Here is a 13,934-nt window from a genome sequence, read left to right on the forward strand (position 1 = left end):
ATGTACATCAACCGGGACCACCTCGACGTAACAAGCCTGCTCGCCAAGTACGGCGTCACGACCGACGACTCGCTCGACGGACTGGTCTCTGCCGACAACTCGGTCGCGACGTTCACCGGCACCCGCAACGGCACCGAACGTCAGTTCAAGGCCATCCGAGAGAACAACCAGTTCCGCCTGTTCGACCTCCAGTTCAACGAGATCCCCACCCTCGAGACCGCGGCCGAGGTGGCAGTGAAGGACGACGCTGACCGGCTCCCCACCGGACCCGGGCCGTGGAAGGCCGAGTTCTGCCTCGGCCAGCACACGTTCTACGAGACGACCGCCGACACGATCGGTGAAGCGATCACGTGGGCCCAGCACATCCAGAACGACCATCCCGGACTCGACATCTTCACCGAACCGCATTCGACGTTCCGCGAGAACTCCTGCCAGTGGGGAACCGGCTACCGCTGGCTCGCGATCACCCGCGCCACCACGGAGGAGGCGTCGTGACCATCATCGATCGGGTTCAACCTGACGTCATTGACCTCGACGCCCGGAAGAAGACCTACGGACGTCTCCAAGTCGCCGTTATGGTCGCCTACCTCGTCACATTCTCGACCGCCCTCGCGTCCGCGCTCCTGCTGGATGGCCCCGCACGATGGCTGCTCGGGGCGCTCGCGCTCGTCGTGCTCGTCGCGTACGTGCGTGTCACCCTGCACCTGCGAAACCTCGGCACGATCGTCGAACTGGAGGACGTGACACGTCGAGCCTTCGCCGCCCACGAGTACCTCACCGGTGTCCTCGCCACCTACGGCGTCACCCCCGCCGAGGACGTCTCCGGGGTCGTCTGGCTGTCCGGCATCCCCAACATCCACCACGAGACCAGCCAGAAGTTCACCGGCACCCGCGACGGCCAGACCGGACGGTTCACGGTCACCGTCAAGGACGAGACTCTACGCGTCTACACCGAAGACGGCACCGAACTGCACCCGCGCACCTGATCGACCCGTGGCACCCGTCCGGGCTTGACTATGGTGAACCAGCACCGATCAGCACCGACGAAGGACACATGATGACGCACACCCTGCACGTCACCGGTCTCGGCAAGCACCTCGCCGACATGACCATCGACGGACACGACCGTCAGTGCGTCGTCCTGCGCCCCTGCTCGGCGTGCACCGACATCCCCGACGGGAACAGCACGGTCCGCCACGGAGTCACCCACGATGCCATCGAAGGCGTCTGGTGTATCGACACTGGCATGTGCGGCGCCACGGCCACCCTCGACGGTGTGGCCGCCATGAACCAGATCGCGGTACGTCGAGGCGTCGGCGACTGGCCCGTCGAAGTCACCTACCTCGAGAACGGTGCATGGACCGTCGAGGACGTCACCGCGAACAACGCGCTCGACATCATCGAGAAGGCCATCATCGCTGCCACGAACGGCGGCGGAAGCGTGAACATCACCCGCACCGACCTCATGACGGTTCACCGCGAACTTCTCCGCTACACCACCTGATCGGCGAGGTATGCTCACGCGGGCTTGAACAGAGGGTACAAGCCACCAAGGAAGATTCGAGCGCCGCCGCATGTTCAACAACAAGATGCCTTCACGCACACGAGCGCTCGCCGCCACCCTCCTGACCTCTGCCGTCACCTCGTTCGTTCTCGCGACCCCGACGCCCGCTCACGCCGCCCCACGGGTCGGTCTCGTGCAGGCGGTCGGTGTCACGTCCAGTACGGTCACGCTGTCGTGGCCGAAGTACAAGGGCGCAACCAAGTACAAGGTGGAGCGCGCATCGAACTACGCTTTCACCAAGGGCAGGAAGACGGTCGGCGCGCGCACCAACAAGGTCACCGTGAAGGGTCTGCGAGCCGGAACCGAGTACTGCTTCAAGGTGCGCGCCTACAACCGCAAGGGCAAGCATCTCGCCACCAGCGCTCGCACCTGCAAGCCCGCCGCCGCGATCGCCGTCCCGAAGACCGGAGTGAACGTCACCGCGCTCACCTACAACATCTGCTCCAAGGCGTGCGACAAGTCCGCTGACGCCCGCAAGGCTGGGATGAAGAACTGGGCGACCCGACGCCCCATCGTCACCCGCACCATCCTCGGGTCCGGCGCCGACGTCGTAGCGCTGCAGGAGTCCTCTGGCTGGTCCACCGTCACCGATGACGTTCGCTCCATCTACTCGGCCGTCCCCGACAACGGCTACTACCGGACGTCGAGCCTGCTGTACCGAACCAGCCGGTTCGAGCAGGTCATCGACACGGTCACGTTCCCCGACCCGGCCGCCGAAGGTGGCGTCGCGACCGAAACGACCACCCGCGCCCAGACCATCGACATCGGCAACGGTCGCAAGGCAACGTGGTCTGAACTGCGGGACAAGCGCACCGGCAAGCACATCATCTTCGTGTCAGCGCACGTCACCCCGGAGAAGGGCGCGAAGTTCGACGCCCGCCGCAAGGTCGAGACCCGGAACCTGATCGCCAAGGTGAACGCCGTCAACACGAACAAAGCGCGGGTCGTGTACCTCGGTGACTTCAACTCGAACAAGTCCCGCGGGTACGCCCAAGACACGCCAGCCCGGGTGATGGGTGCTTCTGGGTACGTGGATGCGTACGACCAAGCCAAGAGTCTCTCGCGCCCGAACTACAACAGCGGCGCGAACGGTCGTCTCACCCCCGTGAAGTCGTACACGTACGGCGATCACGTGGACAAGGTGTGGGTTCGCAAGGGTGACCGGATTGGTGTCGTCGCGTGGGCGAACATCCAGCCGCGTCGCGGTTCCAAGTACGCGGGCCCGATGGGGTCGGACCACTGCCCGATCCGGGTGACGTTGCGGGTCGCCTGACAGCGGATGTGGGCCGCGCCTCACGCATAGGAGAAGTTACCCCTTTCGTGTGAGGAACCCATGACCGACCTGCCCCCGCCGTCCCCGTTCGGCACCATCCCGTCGTCTCCCGAGCCGCCCGCCGCACCGGTGCGCGAACCGGAATCGAAGCGTTCCCGCTTCCGGCCGGTCGGGAACTTCCTGTGGGCGGCCGCAGTTCTCGCCGTGGGTGTCGGTGCTGGTCTGGGCGGAACGATGTACTTCGCGCCGAAGGACGAGCCTGCACCGGTGGTCGAGCCGGAGATCCGGACCGTCATCGAATCACCGAAGGAATGCCTCGGTCTCGGGTTGGCGCTCGTGCAGATCCAGAACTCGGTCACTGACCTCGGCGCTGTCGTGGACGACTACTCGGCTCTGATCCGTCCCACGTTCAAGGCCGGTCAATCGAACGACAAGGCCCGCGGCGCCCAGATCCTCAAGGAACAGGCGACCCTCGACGCAGCCAAGAAGGCGGCCGTCGCGGACGCCGCATCCGCCGACGTGGACGCATGCATCACCGCCATCGGGAAGACCCAACCCAAGCCCGACACCGACGTCACGCCCGCCCCCTGAATCACGTCCTCGTCCTCGAACGTGGTCGTGATGTGGGGCTGGTTTCGACGCATATGAGGTGGAGTACCTAACTGAGAAGGAACCCCTCATGTCTGACTCCTACCTGCCCGAGAACGAGCCGTACCGTCCCGCGGTGGACCCGTTCGAAGGTCAGTCCGTGCCCCCGCGTCCGACACCGACGCCACCTCCGCCCGTGTCCGACGCGGACCCGTTCGACGAGGCGTTCCGGCCGACCCCGCGACCCCCAGCCCCGGTCGATGAGTCGTCCTACCCGGACCTGTCCGCCGAGGCGGGCAACGCGCCGACGTTCGACCCGTTCGCGTCTGCTGTTCCCGTCGCGCCCGTGGAGCGTCAGCCCGCCGGTGACCCTCACCGTGACGCTGCCGAAGCCGTCATGGGAACCGGCCCGGTCGTCGCTGGAACCGCACCCGCCCCCGCATCTGCCTCGGAGGATGACGACGACGAGGACGGATCCGGACTGCTGGCGAAGTTGCTGCTGCCCGCTGTCGCCATCGGTACGCTCGCGGTCGGGTTCCTCGGCGCCGGGTTCCTGAACGAACCCACCGTCGAGACGGTCACCGAGACGAAGACGGTCACCGTGGCGCCTGAGGCGTGCGGGATGATGGACGAGTTCGCGGCCAGTGTCGCTGGTGCTGGCGCGTCGATGAGCAAGGTCACTGGCGACTACTCCAAGTTGATCGTACCGACGTTCAAGGCCGGTCAGGCGAACAACAAGGCCCGGGGTGCCCAGATCCTCGCGCAGCAGAAGACCCTCGACGCGACGGCTGCCGAAGCAGCGGCCGTCCTCACCGGTGACGAGTTCGCCATCGCGGTCAAGGAGTGCTCCGACGCGGTCGACGGGAAGAAGCCCGCCGAGGACGCACCGGCCAGCGATGCCCCCAAGCCGTAACCGTCAACAACCCCGAGAGGGCCCGTACTGGACGTCGTTCTGGTTCGGGCCCTCTCGCATGTCCGGTAGGGCTCGCCGCATGTGAACAGGAGACAGGGCAAGACAACACGGACGCCCAAACGACTTCGAGGGAGCACCATGACGGAACTGCGAGTCATCACCCACGTGACCAAGGACGAGCGGGACAACATCATCGAGGTCGGCAACGAGGGCCTGTGGCGTGAACCCGTCGAGAAGGTCATCGACGACATGACCTCGGTGGCCCCGTCGTTCGAGTACCGCGTGCAAGGGCCCGGCGTCGACGGTTCCTCGGCCGTCTCCGTGGTGAACTCCCGTCACGGCCGTTACCTGCGCACGCACGCCGACCGGCGTCGCGGGAACAACCTCGACGAACTCCCGAACTTCTGACCTGCGCCCCGCACACCCAACACATATGGCCCCGACTCCGCAGCAACTACGCAACCGTGACGCCCGCCTGCCCGGGCATCCGACACGGTTCGCTCCACGCCGTCACGCTGAGACGACCAAGCGAGATGACGCGCTCACCGCTGACCCGTACGACCGGATCAAGCACCTCCGGGCCGCCCCGACACAACACTTCATCGAAAAGATGAACGCTCTGCGGATCGACCCGGACGACGTACTCGAAACTCTCAAGGAACCCGAGCGGGTCTACCAGTCGGGCCCGAACTCCAAGTACCCCGACCAGTGGCGCCTCACCGGGAACGGCATCTGCATCACCGCCGACCACCGAGGCCCCAACCTCGTACTCCGGACGGTCTTCATGGACGGCGCCATGACCCCACCCCGGCAGGACCAGTTGGACACCCCCGAGGGCCGTGAGTACGCCGAACGGTACGCAGCCGGACTCGGCCGCAAGGGCACCCGCTAGCCTCGAGTTTCCCTCGCTGCTGCGGCTCAGACTCGCCCGAAGGATAACTCGGGTCCAACGTCGGTCGTTTCCTCCCTTACCCGGATTCGGTTGTCTGCTCTGATCTGCTCGTTCACCCTTCGATAAATGCCGAAAAACCGGGCGGCTACAACGTCATCGGGATGGTTCACGAAGGCTCGCAGGAGATTCATGATTGGGGAAAGAAGTTCGACGAGGAGTTCCTTGTTGTGGATCAGGTCTTGATAGGCGCGCAGACTGTTGCCACCGGATGAGTGAACCATCGCGTTACGTGCCTTCCTGATGGTCTCAATCTGTCGATACGTGATCTGATCGACATCCTCGAAATGACGAAGTACCCGATGTTCCGATCGGTCGGACCTGTGGCATGAAGCGCCATGTGATCCTCGGCAAGCGCAGGACTTCGGGGCCCGAAAGCCAGTGACCTCATCTGCCTCGTTGAGGAGGCTCTCTATAGCAGCCGCAGAAGCGAGGATCGGCATGGCAAACTCTCGCTCCAAGTAGGAGTCCCAATCTCCTCTCCCGCCGGTCGACCCCTCGCCGCGGGTACGGTTGTCGAATGCGTTCGCGGTGAGTTCAAGAACACGCAGAATCCAGAACTCAACCCACGGGTGGTTCGCGGATGAGGTCATCGTGCGACATCGGTCGAAAGGCGGGCCCGGCGCTCGATGTTCCAGTTCAACATCATCAAGCCGGTCATGGCGAGAGACATGCCGACCTGCACGAGCAGGGTCTCGCCGACGAGCCACGTGACACAGAAGACGACCGTGCACGCCGCGCACACGATCGCGAGGACGACCCACAGGACTTCCGTTCGAGTGGGCGAGGAAGTTGTTCTGTTCATCGGTTGCTCCTTCCGGCGCGGGCGATACTGACTGATGCGGTGATGGGCAGGATGCTGAACCAAAGGGTCCGTTTCACGAGCCCGACCTGACGCTGCCGTTCGGTCAGGGTGAGGTCTTCCGCGGTCACACGGTGGTTCTCGTACATGACGGCCGCTACGGCGCTCATCTGCAGGTAGATGAGCCCGCCGACGACAGACCAGAAGGCGTAGTAGTGCACACCTCTTCTATGCGAGGTGTCGGCGCGAGATCGGGACGTGTCCTCGCTCGAGGACACATGAGGTTTGTCCTCGTTCGCGGACAGCGAGGTGTCGGTACTGCCAGATTCTCGGATCTGCCCGTACTGACACACGCGGGTCGAGGCGGGTGTACTCGCACATGCCTGTCACCGCCAGATCTCGGCCGTCAGGGTGCGCCCGAGGAGTCGTGCGGCGACCATCCGATGCAAGCCGTTGATGTGCCAGAGGCCTCCGGGTTCTACGTCGGTCACCTGCACGGCGGCGATCGTGTCGCCGAGGCTCATCATGGCGGCGTAACGCTCCACCTGAGAAGGCCACAGGTGCCGCTGGCGGACGAACAGGGGCGTTTCGGGCCAGAGGGTCGTCTCGCCGTGGAACTCGCTCACGGGGCCGCTGGTGAAGGCGTACGGGTCGCACTGGTGGATGTGCCAGCGGGTCAGGTCGGTGACCCTCAGGTCGATCTTCGGCATGTGACCGAACCGGAGGAGGAAAAGATCGAGGTCATCCTGAAGCAGAAGTGCGCTCACATGACTCGTAAGTCATGGAGCGCACCTGCATCCGATCAGAAGGTCAATCCTCGAGACCGAAGGTGATCGCTTCGGCCTTCGCGTGAGCGTTCGACATGATCTGGCGGATCTGTCCGGAGTCGAAATGGTTCTTCACCATCTCCTCAGCGATGTCGAGATCCTCGCCGAGTCGCTTGGCGTTGTACCGGCCGATCGGGGTGACGTCGAGACGTACACCGTCCTGCAGCGGGTGGCTGACCTTGGACACGAACATGCCGTGAGGTTCCTCGGTGTACACGTTGAAGTGCGACGCCATCGCGGAGACCTTGCGACCGGAGTAGTCACCGGGGATGGAGGTCATGTGACGAACCGACACTTCGGCGTACACCTTCTTGCCGTCCTGCTCGTGCAGGAGCCAACGACGCTCGGCCGTGCGTCCCTGACCGTCAATACGGTCTTGGGACGGCTTGGAGGTCAGTTCGCTCCACGTCTCGACAGGGCGTGTGACACCCGGGATGTCTGCGGCGAGGGATTCGGGCGCGTCAGGGATGGTGACCGGGTAGTGCTGGGTGAAGTAGCGGGTGTTCGGCTCGTTGAGCCCGTCGAGCATCGCCGGGGTGATCTCACCGCCGGAGAGAGCGTGTTCGTTCAACTCGGAGTTGTACGTGTCGTACGCGTATTCGCGTGCTGCCGCGGCGACCTCGGGGAGGTTGTCGGGGTGCTGGCCGACGGACCACTTCGCGACGATCCGATCCGTGAACTCGGCGAGAGACTCGTCACCGATCGCGGGGTAACGGTCGAACTCGGTCTCGACGGTCTTACCCGCGAACAGCGTCATCCCTTCGGAGAACGTCGGCATGGCGGATGTCGGGATGACGTCGTTGAGGTCTGCTTCGATGGCGTCGAGCATCTCGGTCTCGACGGGGGCCTCGTTGGCGTCGGACGCGGACATGACCATGAGCCGGTCGCCGTCGGACACGAAGGACACGCTGGTGACCTGTCCGTCGTACTTGTCGGCGATGTACGTCTGGACGGCTTCGACTCGACGGTCGATGAGGTCGAGCGGGCTGGTCGCGTTCATGGCGGCTTCGGCGAACGCACGCTTGGCCGCGTCGTCGGCGCCAAGGTCGGCCAGTGTGGTGTTCAGGACGGACTTGCCGGTCTCGGTGCGCTCGTGCTCAGCGGTCTGGCCGCCGTTGCCGGGGACGCCTGCGTGCTTCTTGCGGTAGAGAGGGTCGCGACGGTCTTCCACGCCTGTCGATGTCATCTGTGCCATGACATGAGGGTGTGCGGGGGTCAGGCGGAGGGGAGACAGTCCAGATTGTTGCTGGTGGTCCCGTCTGGGCTGGTTGTCAGGTAGCGCGGGTTCTCGCGGGGTAGTGCGTACACCTCGGCCCGGGTGCCGTCTTCGACGACGAAGTACGTGGCGAGCCGCAACTCGATCGCTCTGATGGCGTAGGAGATGCTCTCCCAGTCCTTGTGGCGGGCCGAGGACGCGAACACATCAGTGATGTCGCCGTCACTGTCTCTTCGGACCTTTGTTATCTGCTTGGTGATCATGCGGGGGAACATGCGGCGACGATGTGGAGCGTCAGGCGAATCGTGATGACCGGGCCTGCGCAAGCCCGCAACGTCTCAGGACTCGATCAGGGCAGCAATCTCTCATGGTGCGGAGGGGAAGAACCAGTCGTCTGGCGGACCGAACACGCCTCGCTTGAGCGAGTCCAGTTCATCGACCGGCACAATGTCGAGCAGTGCTGTCAGGAAGTCGTGGTCATGCTCCTGCGCCGCAAGTTGAGTGGGGCACGACTCGTCGAACTTCTCATCCATGAACGGGTCTTCAGCCTCACGGGCGAGATACCAAACGGCGGTCATCGTGATGACGCGGCGGGCTGTGTTTGTCGCGCAGTAGAGGCGCCCGGAGGCTAGGTCCCGGGTCAGCAGTTCCGCTTCACTCGCGAACCGGGCCCACCATCTACTCGGCTGCCTGTACACCTGCTCGGGGAAGTGCTCGCGGGTGAACAGGTGTTCACACGGGTGGGTGTCGTCGGCTCGTAGGGACCGAGCGATCTCGATGACGGTTTCGCACAGGTGGTATCTGGTTCGGTCGGTGAGGTAACGGTCTGTTTCGCCGTGAGGGTGGAACTCGATGGCGTTTCCGACGAGGCAGTCCACTTGGAGAACGATCGCGGCGCTGGATTCGTTGGTCAAAGCACGTCGATCGAGATGAGAGCGGCGAGCGCGACGGTGAGAATGGACGCACCAACCAGCCACTTGTAGGCGTTGACGCAGGAGTCGTACTTCTTGTCGGCGACCTTCGAGACGTTGTACACCTGACGTAGCACCTCTCGGCGTAGGTCATGCGTTGGAGCGTCGATGTCGCTCAGGTATCGGGAGGCGTTGGCCCTCGATGCGATGTGGGCGTAGAAGACTGTGCTGTCGTTGTTGTTCACGGCCGCCCGTCTCGGCAGTAGTCCGTCGACGGTGTAGTAACCGGACACCACGAGACAGATCGATGCGAGGGCCGCCGCGATGAACGCGCACGGTGATGGTTCCATTATTCTGACGACGGCGAACAGGCCAGCGGCGAGCAATCCAAGGAATCCCAGCGCAGCGGTCAGTTTCGCTTCGGCGTGGCGCAACCATCCGGCCGCGTTGTCGAGAAGTCTCCATGCATCTTCTGTGTCTACGCTCATCGTGGCCACCGGCGCTTCTGCTTCTTCTTCATCTCGATCAGTTCCTCGAACTGTGCTCCGAGGAACTGCCGCGCCTTGGTCGCGTGTTCGAGTGTGACGTCCTCGGCTTCCTCACGTGTGGTTTCACCTTCGAGGATCTTCTGGCAGAACTCGTCCCCATGCCAACCGCACCACGCGGACTTCAACTTCTGGCCCTTCGACTGGACCTCGTCGGCGATGGTGTCGATAGACACGTCGGTCCACAGGGCCGTCGGTTCGGTGATCTTGCCGTCTCCATGACCGCACGAGGTGACGAGGTAGTCGTTCTTCTCGATCTCGGCCCACACCGAAGCGGTCACGATCAGTTCCCCGAGGTTCGCGTGCTGCGCAGCCTTCGTCGCGAAGTTGACGGGCTTCCCGGCCCAGACGGGCTCCTGCTCGGCAGGGTTGCGCGGGGTGCCGATGCGCTTCACGAGTACACGGCCGCTGGAGATCCCGACCTTGTAACCGGTCTCGATGGTCGGCCACTTGTTCGCGATCCTCTGCCCGAGTGTCAGGCCGAACGTCTTCACGGTGATGCCCGCGCAGAGTGCACGCTCGTAGCGCCGGTCGCCCCAGAAGATGGCGAGCACGCCGTCCCCTTGAATCTGGATGAAGTCGGCCTTGAACTGGTTGAACACCCGGACGGCGTTGTCCGTGGCGGCCTCGTACACAGACGCGGTGTTCGCGGCGTGTTCTTTGCCCGTGCTCAACCGGGTGGAACCCTTGAGGTCCACGACGACGGCGACGATGTCGGTGAGGCGATGCCAGCGACGCGCTTGGATCGGCAGGTTCTTCACATCGAACGACTCGGGGTCGATGTCCTTCACCTCAGGCTTGTTGGCGAGTTCGGCCTTGATGTCGTCGGCGATCTCGTCCAGCAGGTCGGACAGCGTCGGCCAGTCGCTCATTCGGTCTCCTTCGAAGGGTGTGACCGAATGTTACGCGGTGAAGGTCCACTCCTCGAGGGGATCGAACTCTCCGCAGTCGATGGAGTCAGCGCGTACGAGTGCGGCGGGGACGATGTGGTGGGCGGTCGAGTAGTCCTGCTCTTGCATGTCGCGGTGGAACAACTCGTGGGCGATGTTCGGGTCGGTGAACTCCTTGAACTGTTCCTCCGCAGCCAAGTCCTCGCGCACGACGTCCTCGTCGTTGTACCCGCCGACGTCTAGGAGGCGGCCGTCCGGAGAGCGGACGTAGAAGTGGATCGGGTAGTTGACCGCTTCGTCGTACTCGATGGCGGTCCAGATGCGAGCGACGATGGGCCACCCGGTGCGACGGTGCGCTTCGATTGCGAACGCGAGGCACTGGCCGGTCCGGTACGCCTCGACAGTCTCGTCGGTGATGGCGTCCATTCGGATGTAGAAGGGGCCGTTGCTGCCGTCGACGTGAGCGTACTCGATGCCCTCGATCGTCTCGATGAACTGACGGGTCGGGATGAACGGTTGCGACTTGCGACGTTCCTCTTGCGCGAGCCGTTTCGCTTGGGCCTTCGACAACGGCGAGGGTTCAGGCTTGTGCTGCTCGCCGAACTGGCCGTTGGGGCGTCGTGCTGCCCGCTGTCGTGCCTCGGCGGCGTCGCTGATGTGGGTCATGTCGTTCCTCAGTTGCCGGTCGTGTGACGGGACGGGTGGGCGTCGGTTGCGGTGACCGTCTTGGCGGCGACGTCGATGAACTCCCATGCGTCGTCGCGGCTGGTGAACACGTCACCGACGCGACCTTCGTACTGAGTGTGCCCGGTCGGCCCGACCAGATCCATTGTCGTGGGAGTGTGCTCGGGCGTGTGGTCGGCGAACCGGATGTTCTTGTGCGCCTCGTAGCGAGGCTCATCCACGGTGTAACCGTCGGCTGCGTACACGTTGAACGCGACCTCGCTCGTGCGGACGACACCGTTGGGCATCGCGAACCGGAAGCGGGCGATGGTCGCTCCGGCGATCTGGTTCCCGGAGTAGCGGGAGCCGGTGTGCTCGATGAGGACCGGCTGGCCGGTGTCCTTGGCGAGTTCCCGCGCGACCGGCATGGGAAGGCCGTTCGTGATGTCGCCGTACTGCTCGGTCACGGATTCGACGGTGAGCCGGTCGATGATGTCGGTCTCCTTGGCCTGCTCCTTGAGCCGGTCCGAGGCGTACCGCAGGCCGATGACCGCGTTGCCGATCGCTGCGTCCTGCCCGGTATCCCACCAGACGTCCTTCATGAGCGGGCGGACTCGCTGCTGCTCTGGCTGGGAGGCCATCTCGACGAGTTCTTCGGCGATCTCGCCGCCGTGCTGGTCGAGGACGTCGATCGCGTCACGAACGGAGTACCCAGATTCGATGGCCTGCTGGAACTGGTGGTAGCCGTACGACTCGGCGGTCATCGTGTTGTAGACGTTGGTGTCGGGGTTCTCGCGGTCCTTGATGTCTTCCAACCAGTGGATCTGACGGTCGGCGAACGTGAGCATGTCGGCCGCGGCGCGGCTCATGTCGAGCACGCTGACGTCGCTGTTCGGTTCGGGGCGGGCGACGGGCTGGAACCCGACCTCACCGGGCCCCGATGCTGCGTTGTGTCCCTGCTTGCCTGCCATCAGTAGTCCTTACCCGGGTCGTCGGTTGACACGATCTCGACGTCGCGGGAGAACCCGCCGTCTGCGCGTCCGATGTAGTTCGACACTGTCAAGGCTCCGGACAGGCCGGTTCCCGATCCGCCGGTCATGACCTTCGCGGGCGCCTTCACGATGCCTTCGCGGTAGCCCTTCTTCTCCATCGTCTTGCGACGCTGAGCGCCCTTGCGTGCCTTCGATTCGTTCACCCACGCGGTGACGTCACTGTTCGGGTCGTCGGGGTCGGACAGGATCGCCCACGCGTACCCGTAACGTGTCTGGACGTTCTTGGCGGGAACGAGGTTCCCCTCGAGGTCGAACAGGGCACGGAACTCGTGCACGCCACCCTGTTCGACGACCTGCGCTTCGAGTCGGAGACGGTCGGCTGAGATACCGGACGCCCACTGGGAGACGGCGCCGTCGGTGTCGGATCGTTCGAACGAGTCGTGCTTCTCGCGTTCCTTCGCGGCGGCCTCGTCACGGAGGGTTTCGGCTTCGGTCTTGGTTCGTCGGACGGACACGGTCGCGTCGGACTTGAACTGCACCAGTCGCTCGTCGGGGCCGAGGGACAGGTACGTGTTCCCGGTGCCGTAGTCGGTGAACGCGTCACCGTTGACCTTGACGTAGTCGTTGGTGTCTTCGTCGAGGACGTACGCGCCGTCGGGGACCGCTGAGGCTTCGAGGTGTTCGTCGATGTACCCGTCTGGGGCGTCCCACGCGAGTTCTGGGGTGGTGGGGCGCCGCACGAATACGGTGTCGGAAGCGTGCCAGAGTTGCGGCCGGGTGTTGTCGGCGGTGTCGTCGTTGAACACGTGGACAGTCACGTCGTCGACGAGGGTGTCCACGCTGGCGACGGTACGGAAGGTGTTGTCTTCCGGGTCGAGGATCAGGTCGCGCGGCAACACGTCGGTGACAGCGACGTCCATTTCGGTGTACCCGTCCGCCTCGACGGGCAGGTTCGTCGTCGCGGGGGCGCTCTTGGCGGTCTGGGCGAAGTGGCCCTTGTTGGTGGTCGGCTGCCCGACCTCACCCTTGCGTGGCTGACTGTTCACGGGGTCTCCTTCTCAGCGTTCGACGGGCAGGCCGCGGGTGGCGCGTTCCCAGTCGGCGTACAGGTCGAGCGCCTTGTCCTCGCGCTCGTGCCCGTAGCGAGGGGTCGGGTTGAGGACGGTCTGGGTTTGCGTCTTGGCGAGGGTTCGCAGGGTGGGTTCGCTGATCACGCCGCCGATCTTGGAGGCGTAGTCGTCCCAGTCCTCGTCGGAGAACTGGGCCTCGTCGTCAGAGTCGAGGCCTTGGATGTGGTTGATGACGACCTGCATCTCGCACTCGTCGTCGAGTTGATGCGCGGGAACGAAGTGGTTGTCCTTGACGCCGAGGACCGCGAAGGTGACGGATTCGACGGGCATGTCGTGATCGTGGATGTACTCGGCGGCGAAGTCCAGTTCTGCCTCGTGCAACTCGCCAGCCAACTTCTCGACCAGCGCGTCATCTACTGGGCCGGACGGCGTGACGTTCGAGTGCCCGATGGACGGGACACCGATGGGGTTGTACGGGGCCGGGGCGCTGTCCATCTCGGGAAGTGGGCGCAGGGCGGCCTCAGCCTTGGGCGGGGTGGGTTGGAAGCCTTGCTTGCCCTTCTGGACGTTGAGGTCGGCTCGGGTGCCGCCGGTGTTCCGCTTCTTGAACTTGAACATGCCCGAAGGTGTGTGGCGGCCAGACGCACCCTGCGTCGCGGCCAAACGCATTGTTTCGCGGTCGGGCGTCGCCGTGACATGGGGGACGGCCCCGAACCCGGTGGCGGGTGTCG

At 64.3% G+C, this 13,934-nt stretch carries 21 protein-coding genes; 8 read left to right on the forward strand and 13 right to left on the reverse strand.

Annotation, left to right across the window (positions count from 1 at the left end; genetic code table 11):
* The 8 genes from AB3M81_RS07395 (at window position 1) to AB3M81_RS07430 (ending at window position 5,230) form a co-directional block, all read left to right on the forward strand.
* Window positions 1-495, forward strand: coding sequence for a hypothetical protein (locus AB3M81_RS07395; RefSeq protein ID WP_412903289.1), 495 nt, complete (start codon window positions 1-3; stop codon window positions 493-495).
* Window positions 492-986: a hypothetical protein gene (locus tag AB3M81_RS07400; RefSeq protein ID WP_412903290.1), complete on the forward strand. Its 495-nt coding sequence runs from the start codon at window positions 492-494 to the stop codon at window positions 984-986. The genes AB3M81_RS07395 and AB3M81_RS07400 overlap by 4 nt, the downstream gene beginning before the upstream one ends.
* A 71-nt stretch (window positions 987-1,057) precedes the next feature.
* A complete protein-coding gene (locus AB3M81_RS07405; protein ID WP_412903291.1) occupies window positions 1,058-1,504 on the forward strand; it encodes a hypothetical protein in 447 nt (148 codons plus the stop codon).
* 85 nt (window positions 1,505-1,589) lie between these two features.
* Entirely contained in the window at window positions 1,590-2,837 is a 1,248-nt protein-coding gene (locus AB3M81_RS07410) for a fibronectin type III domain-containing protein (RefSeq protein ID WP_412903292.1), read from the forward strand.
* A 60-nt stretch (window positions 2,838-2,897) separates the two neighbouring features.
* Window positions 2,898-3,428, forward strand: a complete 531-nt coding sequence (locus tag AB3M81_RS07415; protein WP_412903293.1) for a hypothetical protein — start codon at window positions 2,898-2,900, stop codon at window positions 3,426-3,428.
* An 88-nt stretch (window positions 3,429-3,516) separates the two neighbouring features.
* Window positions 3,517-4,338, forward strand: a complete 822-nt coding sequence (locus tag AB3M81_RS07420; RefSeq protein WP_412903294.1) for a hypothetical protein — start codon at window positions 3,517-3,519, stop codon at window positions 4,336-4,338.
* A gap of 138 nt (window positions 4,339-4,476) precedes the next feature.
* Window positions 4,477-4,746 (forward strand): DUF3892 domain-containing protein, encoded by a 270-nt coding sequence (locus tag AB3M81_RS07425; protein ID WP_412903295.1) that lies wholly within the window; start codon window positions 4,477-4,479, stop codon window positions 4,744-4,746.
* Window positions 4,747-4,948: 202 nt separating this feature from the next.
* Entirely contained in the window at window positions 4,949-5,230 is a 282-nt protein-coding gene (locus tag AB3M81_RS07430; protein WP_412903296.1) for a hypothetical protein, read from the forward strand.
* 26 nt (window positions 5,231-5,256) lie between these two features.
* Here AB3M81_RS07430 and AB3M81_RS07435 read toward each other — a convergent pair whose 3' ends face one another.
* From AB3M81_RS07435 to AB3M81_RS07495, 13 genes are all read right to left on the reverse strand, one after another.
* A complete protein-coding gene (locus AB3M81_RS07435; protein ID WP_412903297.1) occupies window positions 5,257-5,880 on the reverse strand; it encodes a hypothetical protein in 624 nt (207 codons plus the stop codon).
* A complete protein-coding gene (locus AB3M81_RS07440; RefSeq protein ID WP_412903298.1) occupies window positions 5,877-6,092 on the reverse strand; it encodes a hypothetical protein in 216 nt (71 codons plus the stop codon). The genes AB3M81_RS07435 and AB3M81_RS07440 overlap by 4 nt, the downstream gene beginning before the upstream one ends.
* Window positions 6,089-6,310 (reverse strand): hypothetical protein, encoded by a 222-nt coding sequence (locus tag AB3M81_RS07445; RefSeq protein WP_412903299.1) that lies wholly within the window; start codon window positions 6,308-6,310, stop codon window positions 6,089-6,091. The genes AB3M81_RS07440 and AB3M81_RS07445 overlap by 4 nt, the downstream gene beginning before the upstream one ends.
* A 165-nt stretch (window positions 6,311-6,475) precedes the next feature.
* Complete coding sequence (locus AB3M81_RS07450; RefSeq protein ID WP_412903300.1) at window positions 6,476-6,856, reverse strand: hypothetical protein; 381 nt, start codon at window positions 6,854-6,856, stop codon at window positions 6,476-6,478.
* Window positions 6,857-6,899: 43 nt separating this feature from the next.
* Window positions 6,900-8,111: a hypothetical protein gene (locus tag AB3M81_RS07455; RefSeq protein ID WP_412903301.1), complete on the reverse strand. Its 1,212-nt coding sequence runs from the start codon at window positions 8,109-8,111 to the stop codon at window positions 6,900-6,902.
* 20 nt (window positions 8,112-8,131) lie between these two features.
* Window positions 8,132-8,395, reverse strand: a complete 264-nt coding sequence (locus AB3M81_RS07460) for a DUF3892 domain-containing protein (RefSeq protein WP_412903302.1) — start codon at window positions 8,393-8,395, stop codon at window positions 8,132-8,134.
* Between the two features lie 102 nt (window positions 8,396-8,497).
* A complete protein-coding gene (locus AB3M81_RS07465; RefSeq protein WP_412903303.1) occupies window positions 8,498-9,046 on the reverse strand; it encodes a hypothetical protein in 549 nt (182 codons plus the stop codon).
* Entirely contained in the window at window positions 9,043-9,531 is a 489-nt protein-coding gene (locus AB3M81_RS07470; RefSeq protein ID WP_412903595.1) for a Pycsar system effector family protein, read from the reverse strand. The genes AB3M81_RS07465 and AB3M81_RS07470 overlap by 4 nt, the downstream gene beginning before the upstream one ends.
* The gene (locus AB3M81_RS07475) at window positions 9,528-10,460 is read right to left on the reverse strand and encodes a hypothetical protein (RefSeq protein WP_412903304.1); all 933 of its coding nucleotides are present in this window, start codon (window positions 10,458-10,460) and stop codon (window positions 9,528-9,530) included. The genes AB3M81_RS07470 and AB3M81_RS07475 overlap by 4 nt, the downstream gene beginning before the upstream one ends.
* A 30-nt stretch (window positions 10,461-10,490) precedes the next feature.
* A complete protein-coding gene (locus AB3M81_RS07480) occupies window positions 10,491-11,144 on the reverse strand; it encodes a hypothetical protein (RefSeq protein WP_412903305.1) in 654 nt (217 codons plus the stop codon).
* An 8-nt stretch (window positions 11,145-11,152) separates the two neighbouring features.
* Window positions 11,153-12,112 carry a hypothetical protein gene (locus tag AB3M81_RS07485; protein WP_412903306.1) on the reverse strand — a complete coding sequence of 320 codons (960 nt, stop codon included), beginning with the start codon at window positions 12,110-12,112 and terminating at the stop codon, window positions 11,153-11,155.
* Window positions 12,112-13,179 carry a hypothetical protein gene (locus AB3M81_RS07490; protein WP_412903307.1) on the reverse strand — a complete coding sequence of 356 codons (1,068 nt, stop codon included), beginning with the start codon at window positions 13,177-13,179 and terminating at the stop codon, window positions 12,112-12,114. The genes AB3M81_RS07485 and AB3M81_RS07490 overlap by 1 nt, the downstream gene beginning before the upstream one ends.
* A 12-nt stretch (window positions 13,180-13,191) precedes the next feature.
* Window positions 13,192-13,821: a hypothetical protein gene (locus tag AB3M81_RS07495; protein WP_412903308.1), complete on the reverse strand. Its 630-nt coding sequence runs from the start codon at window positions 13,819-13,821 to the stop codon at window positions 13,192-13,194.
* Window positions 13,822-13,934: the final 113 nt, after the last annotated feature.

Source organism: Aeromicrobium jepli (assembly GCF_047246605.1).
GTDB lineage: Bacteria > Actinomycetota > Actinomycetes > Propionibacteriales > Nocardioidaceae > Aeromicrobium.

Bases quoted from the DNA above. Each gene is read 5' to 3' on its own strand.
- AB3M81_RS07435 (WP_412903297.1), bottom strand. From the start codon at position 5,880: ATGACCTCATCCGCGAACCACCCGTGGGTTGAGTTCTGGATTCTGCGT.
- AB3M81_RS07470 (WP_412903595.1), bottom strand. From the start codon at position 9,531: ATGAGCGTAGACACAGAAGATGCATGGAGACTTCTCGACAACGCGGCC.
- AB3M81_RS07440 (WP_412903298.1), bottom strand. From the start codon at position 6,092: ATGAACAGAACAACTTCCTCGCCCACTCGAACGGAAGTCCTGTGGGTC.
- AB3M81_RS07405 (WP_412903291.1), top strand. From the start codon at position 1,058: ATGACGCACACCCTGCACGTCACCGGTCTCGGCAAGCACCTCGCCGAC.
- AB3M81_RS07420 (WP_412903294.1), top strand. From the start codon at position 3,517: ATGTCTGACTCCTACCTGCCCGAGAACGAGCCGTACCGTCCCGCGGTG.
- AB3M81_RS07430 (WP_412903296.1), top strand. From the start codon at position 4,949: ATGAACGCTCTGCGGATCGACCCGGACGACGTACTCGAAACTCTCAAG.
- AB3M81_RS07425 (WP_412903295.1), top strand. From the start codon at position 4,477: ATGACGGAACTGCGAGTCATCACCCACGTGACCAAGGACGAGCGGGAC.
- AB3M81_RS07415 (WP_412903293.1), top strand. From the start codon at position 2,898: ATGACCGACCTGCCCCCGCCGTCCCCGTTCGGCACCATCCCGTCGTCT.
- AB3M81_RS07455 (WP_412903301.1), bottom strand. From the start codon at position 8,111: ATGGCACAGATGACATCGACAGGCGTGGAAGACCGTCGCGACCCTCTC.
- AB3M81_RS07410 (WP_412903292.1), top strand. From the start codon at position 1,590: ATGCCTTCACGCACACGAGCGCTCGCCGCCACCCTCCTGACCTCTGCC.
- AB3M81_RS07495 (WP_412903308.1), bottom strand. From the start codon at position 13,821: ATGTTCAAGTTCAAGAAGCGGAACACCGGCGGCACCCGAGCCGACCTC.
- AB3M81_RS07395 (WP_412903289.1), top strand. From the start codon at position 1: ATGTACATCAACCGGGACCACCTCGACGTAACAAGCCTGCTCGCCAAG.
- AB3M81_RS07460 (WP_412903302.1), bottom strand. From the start codon at position 8,395: ATGATCACCAAGCAGATAACAAAGGTCCGAAGAGACAGTGACGGCGAC.
- AB3M81_RS07485 (WP_412903306.1), bottom strand. From the start codon at position 12,112: ATGGCAGGCAAGCAGGGACACAACGCAGCATCGGGGCCCGGTGAGGTC.
- AB3M81_RS07475 (WP_412903304.1), bottom strand. From the start codon at position 10,460: ATGAGCGACTGGCCGACGCTGTCCGACCTGCTGGACGAGATCGCCGAC.
- AB3M81_RS07480 (WP_412903305.1), bottom strand. From the start codon at position 11,144: ATGACCCACATCAGCGACGCCGCCGAGGCACGACAGCGGGCAGCACGA.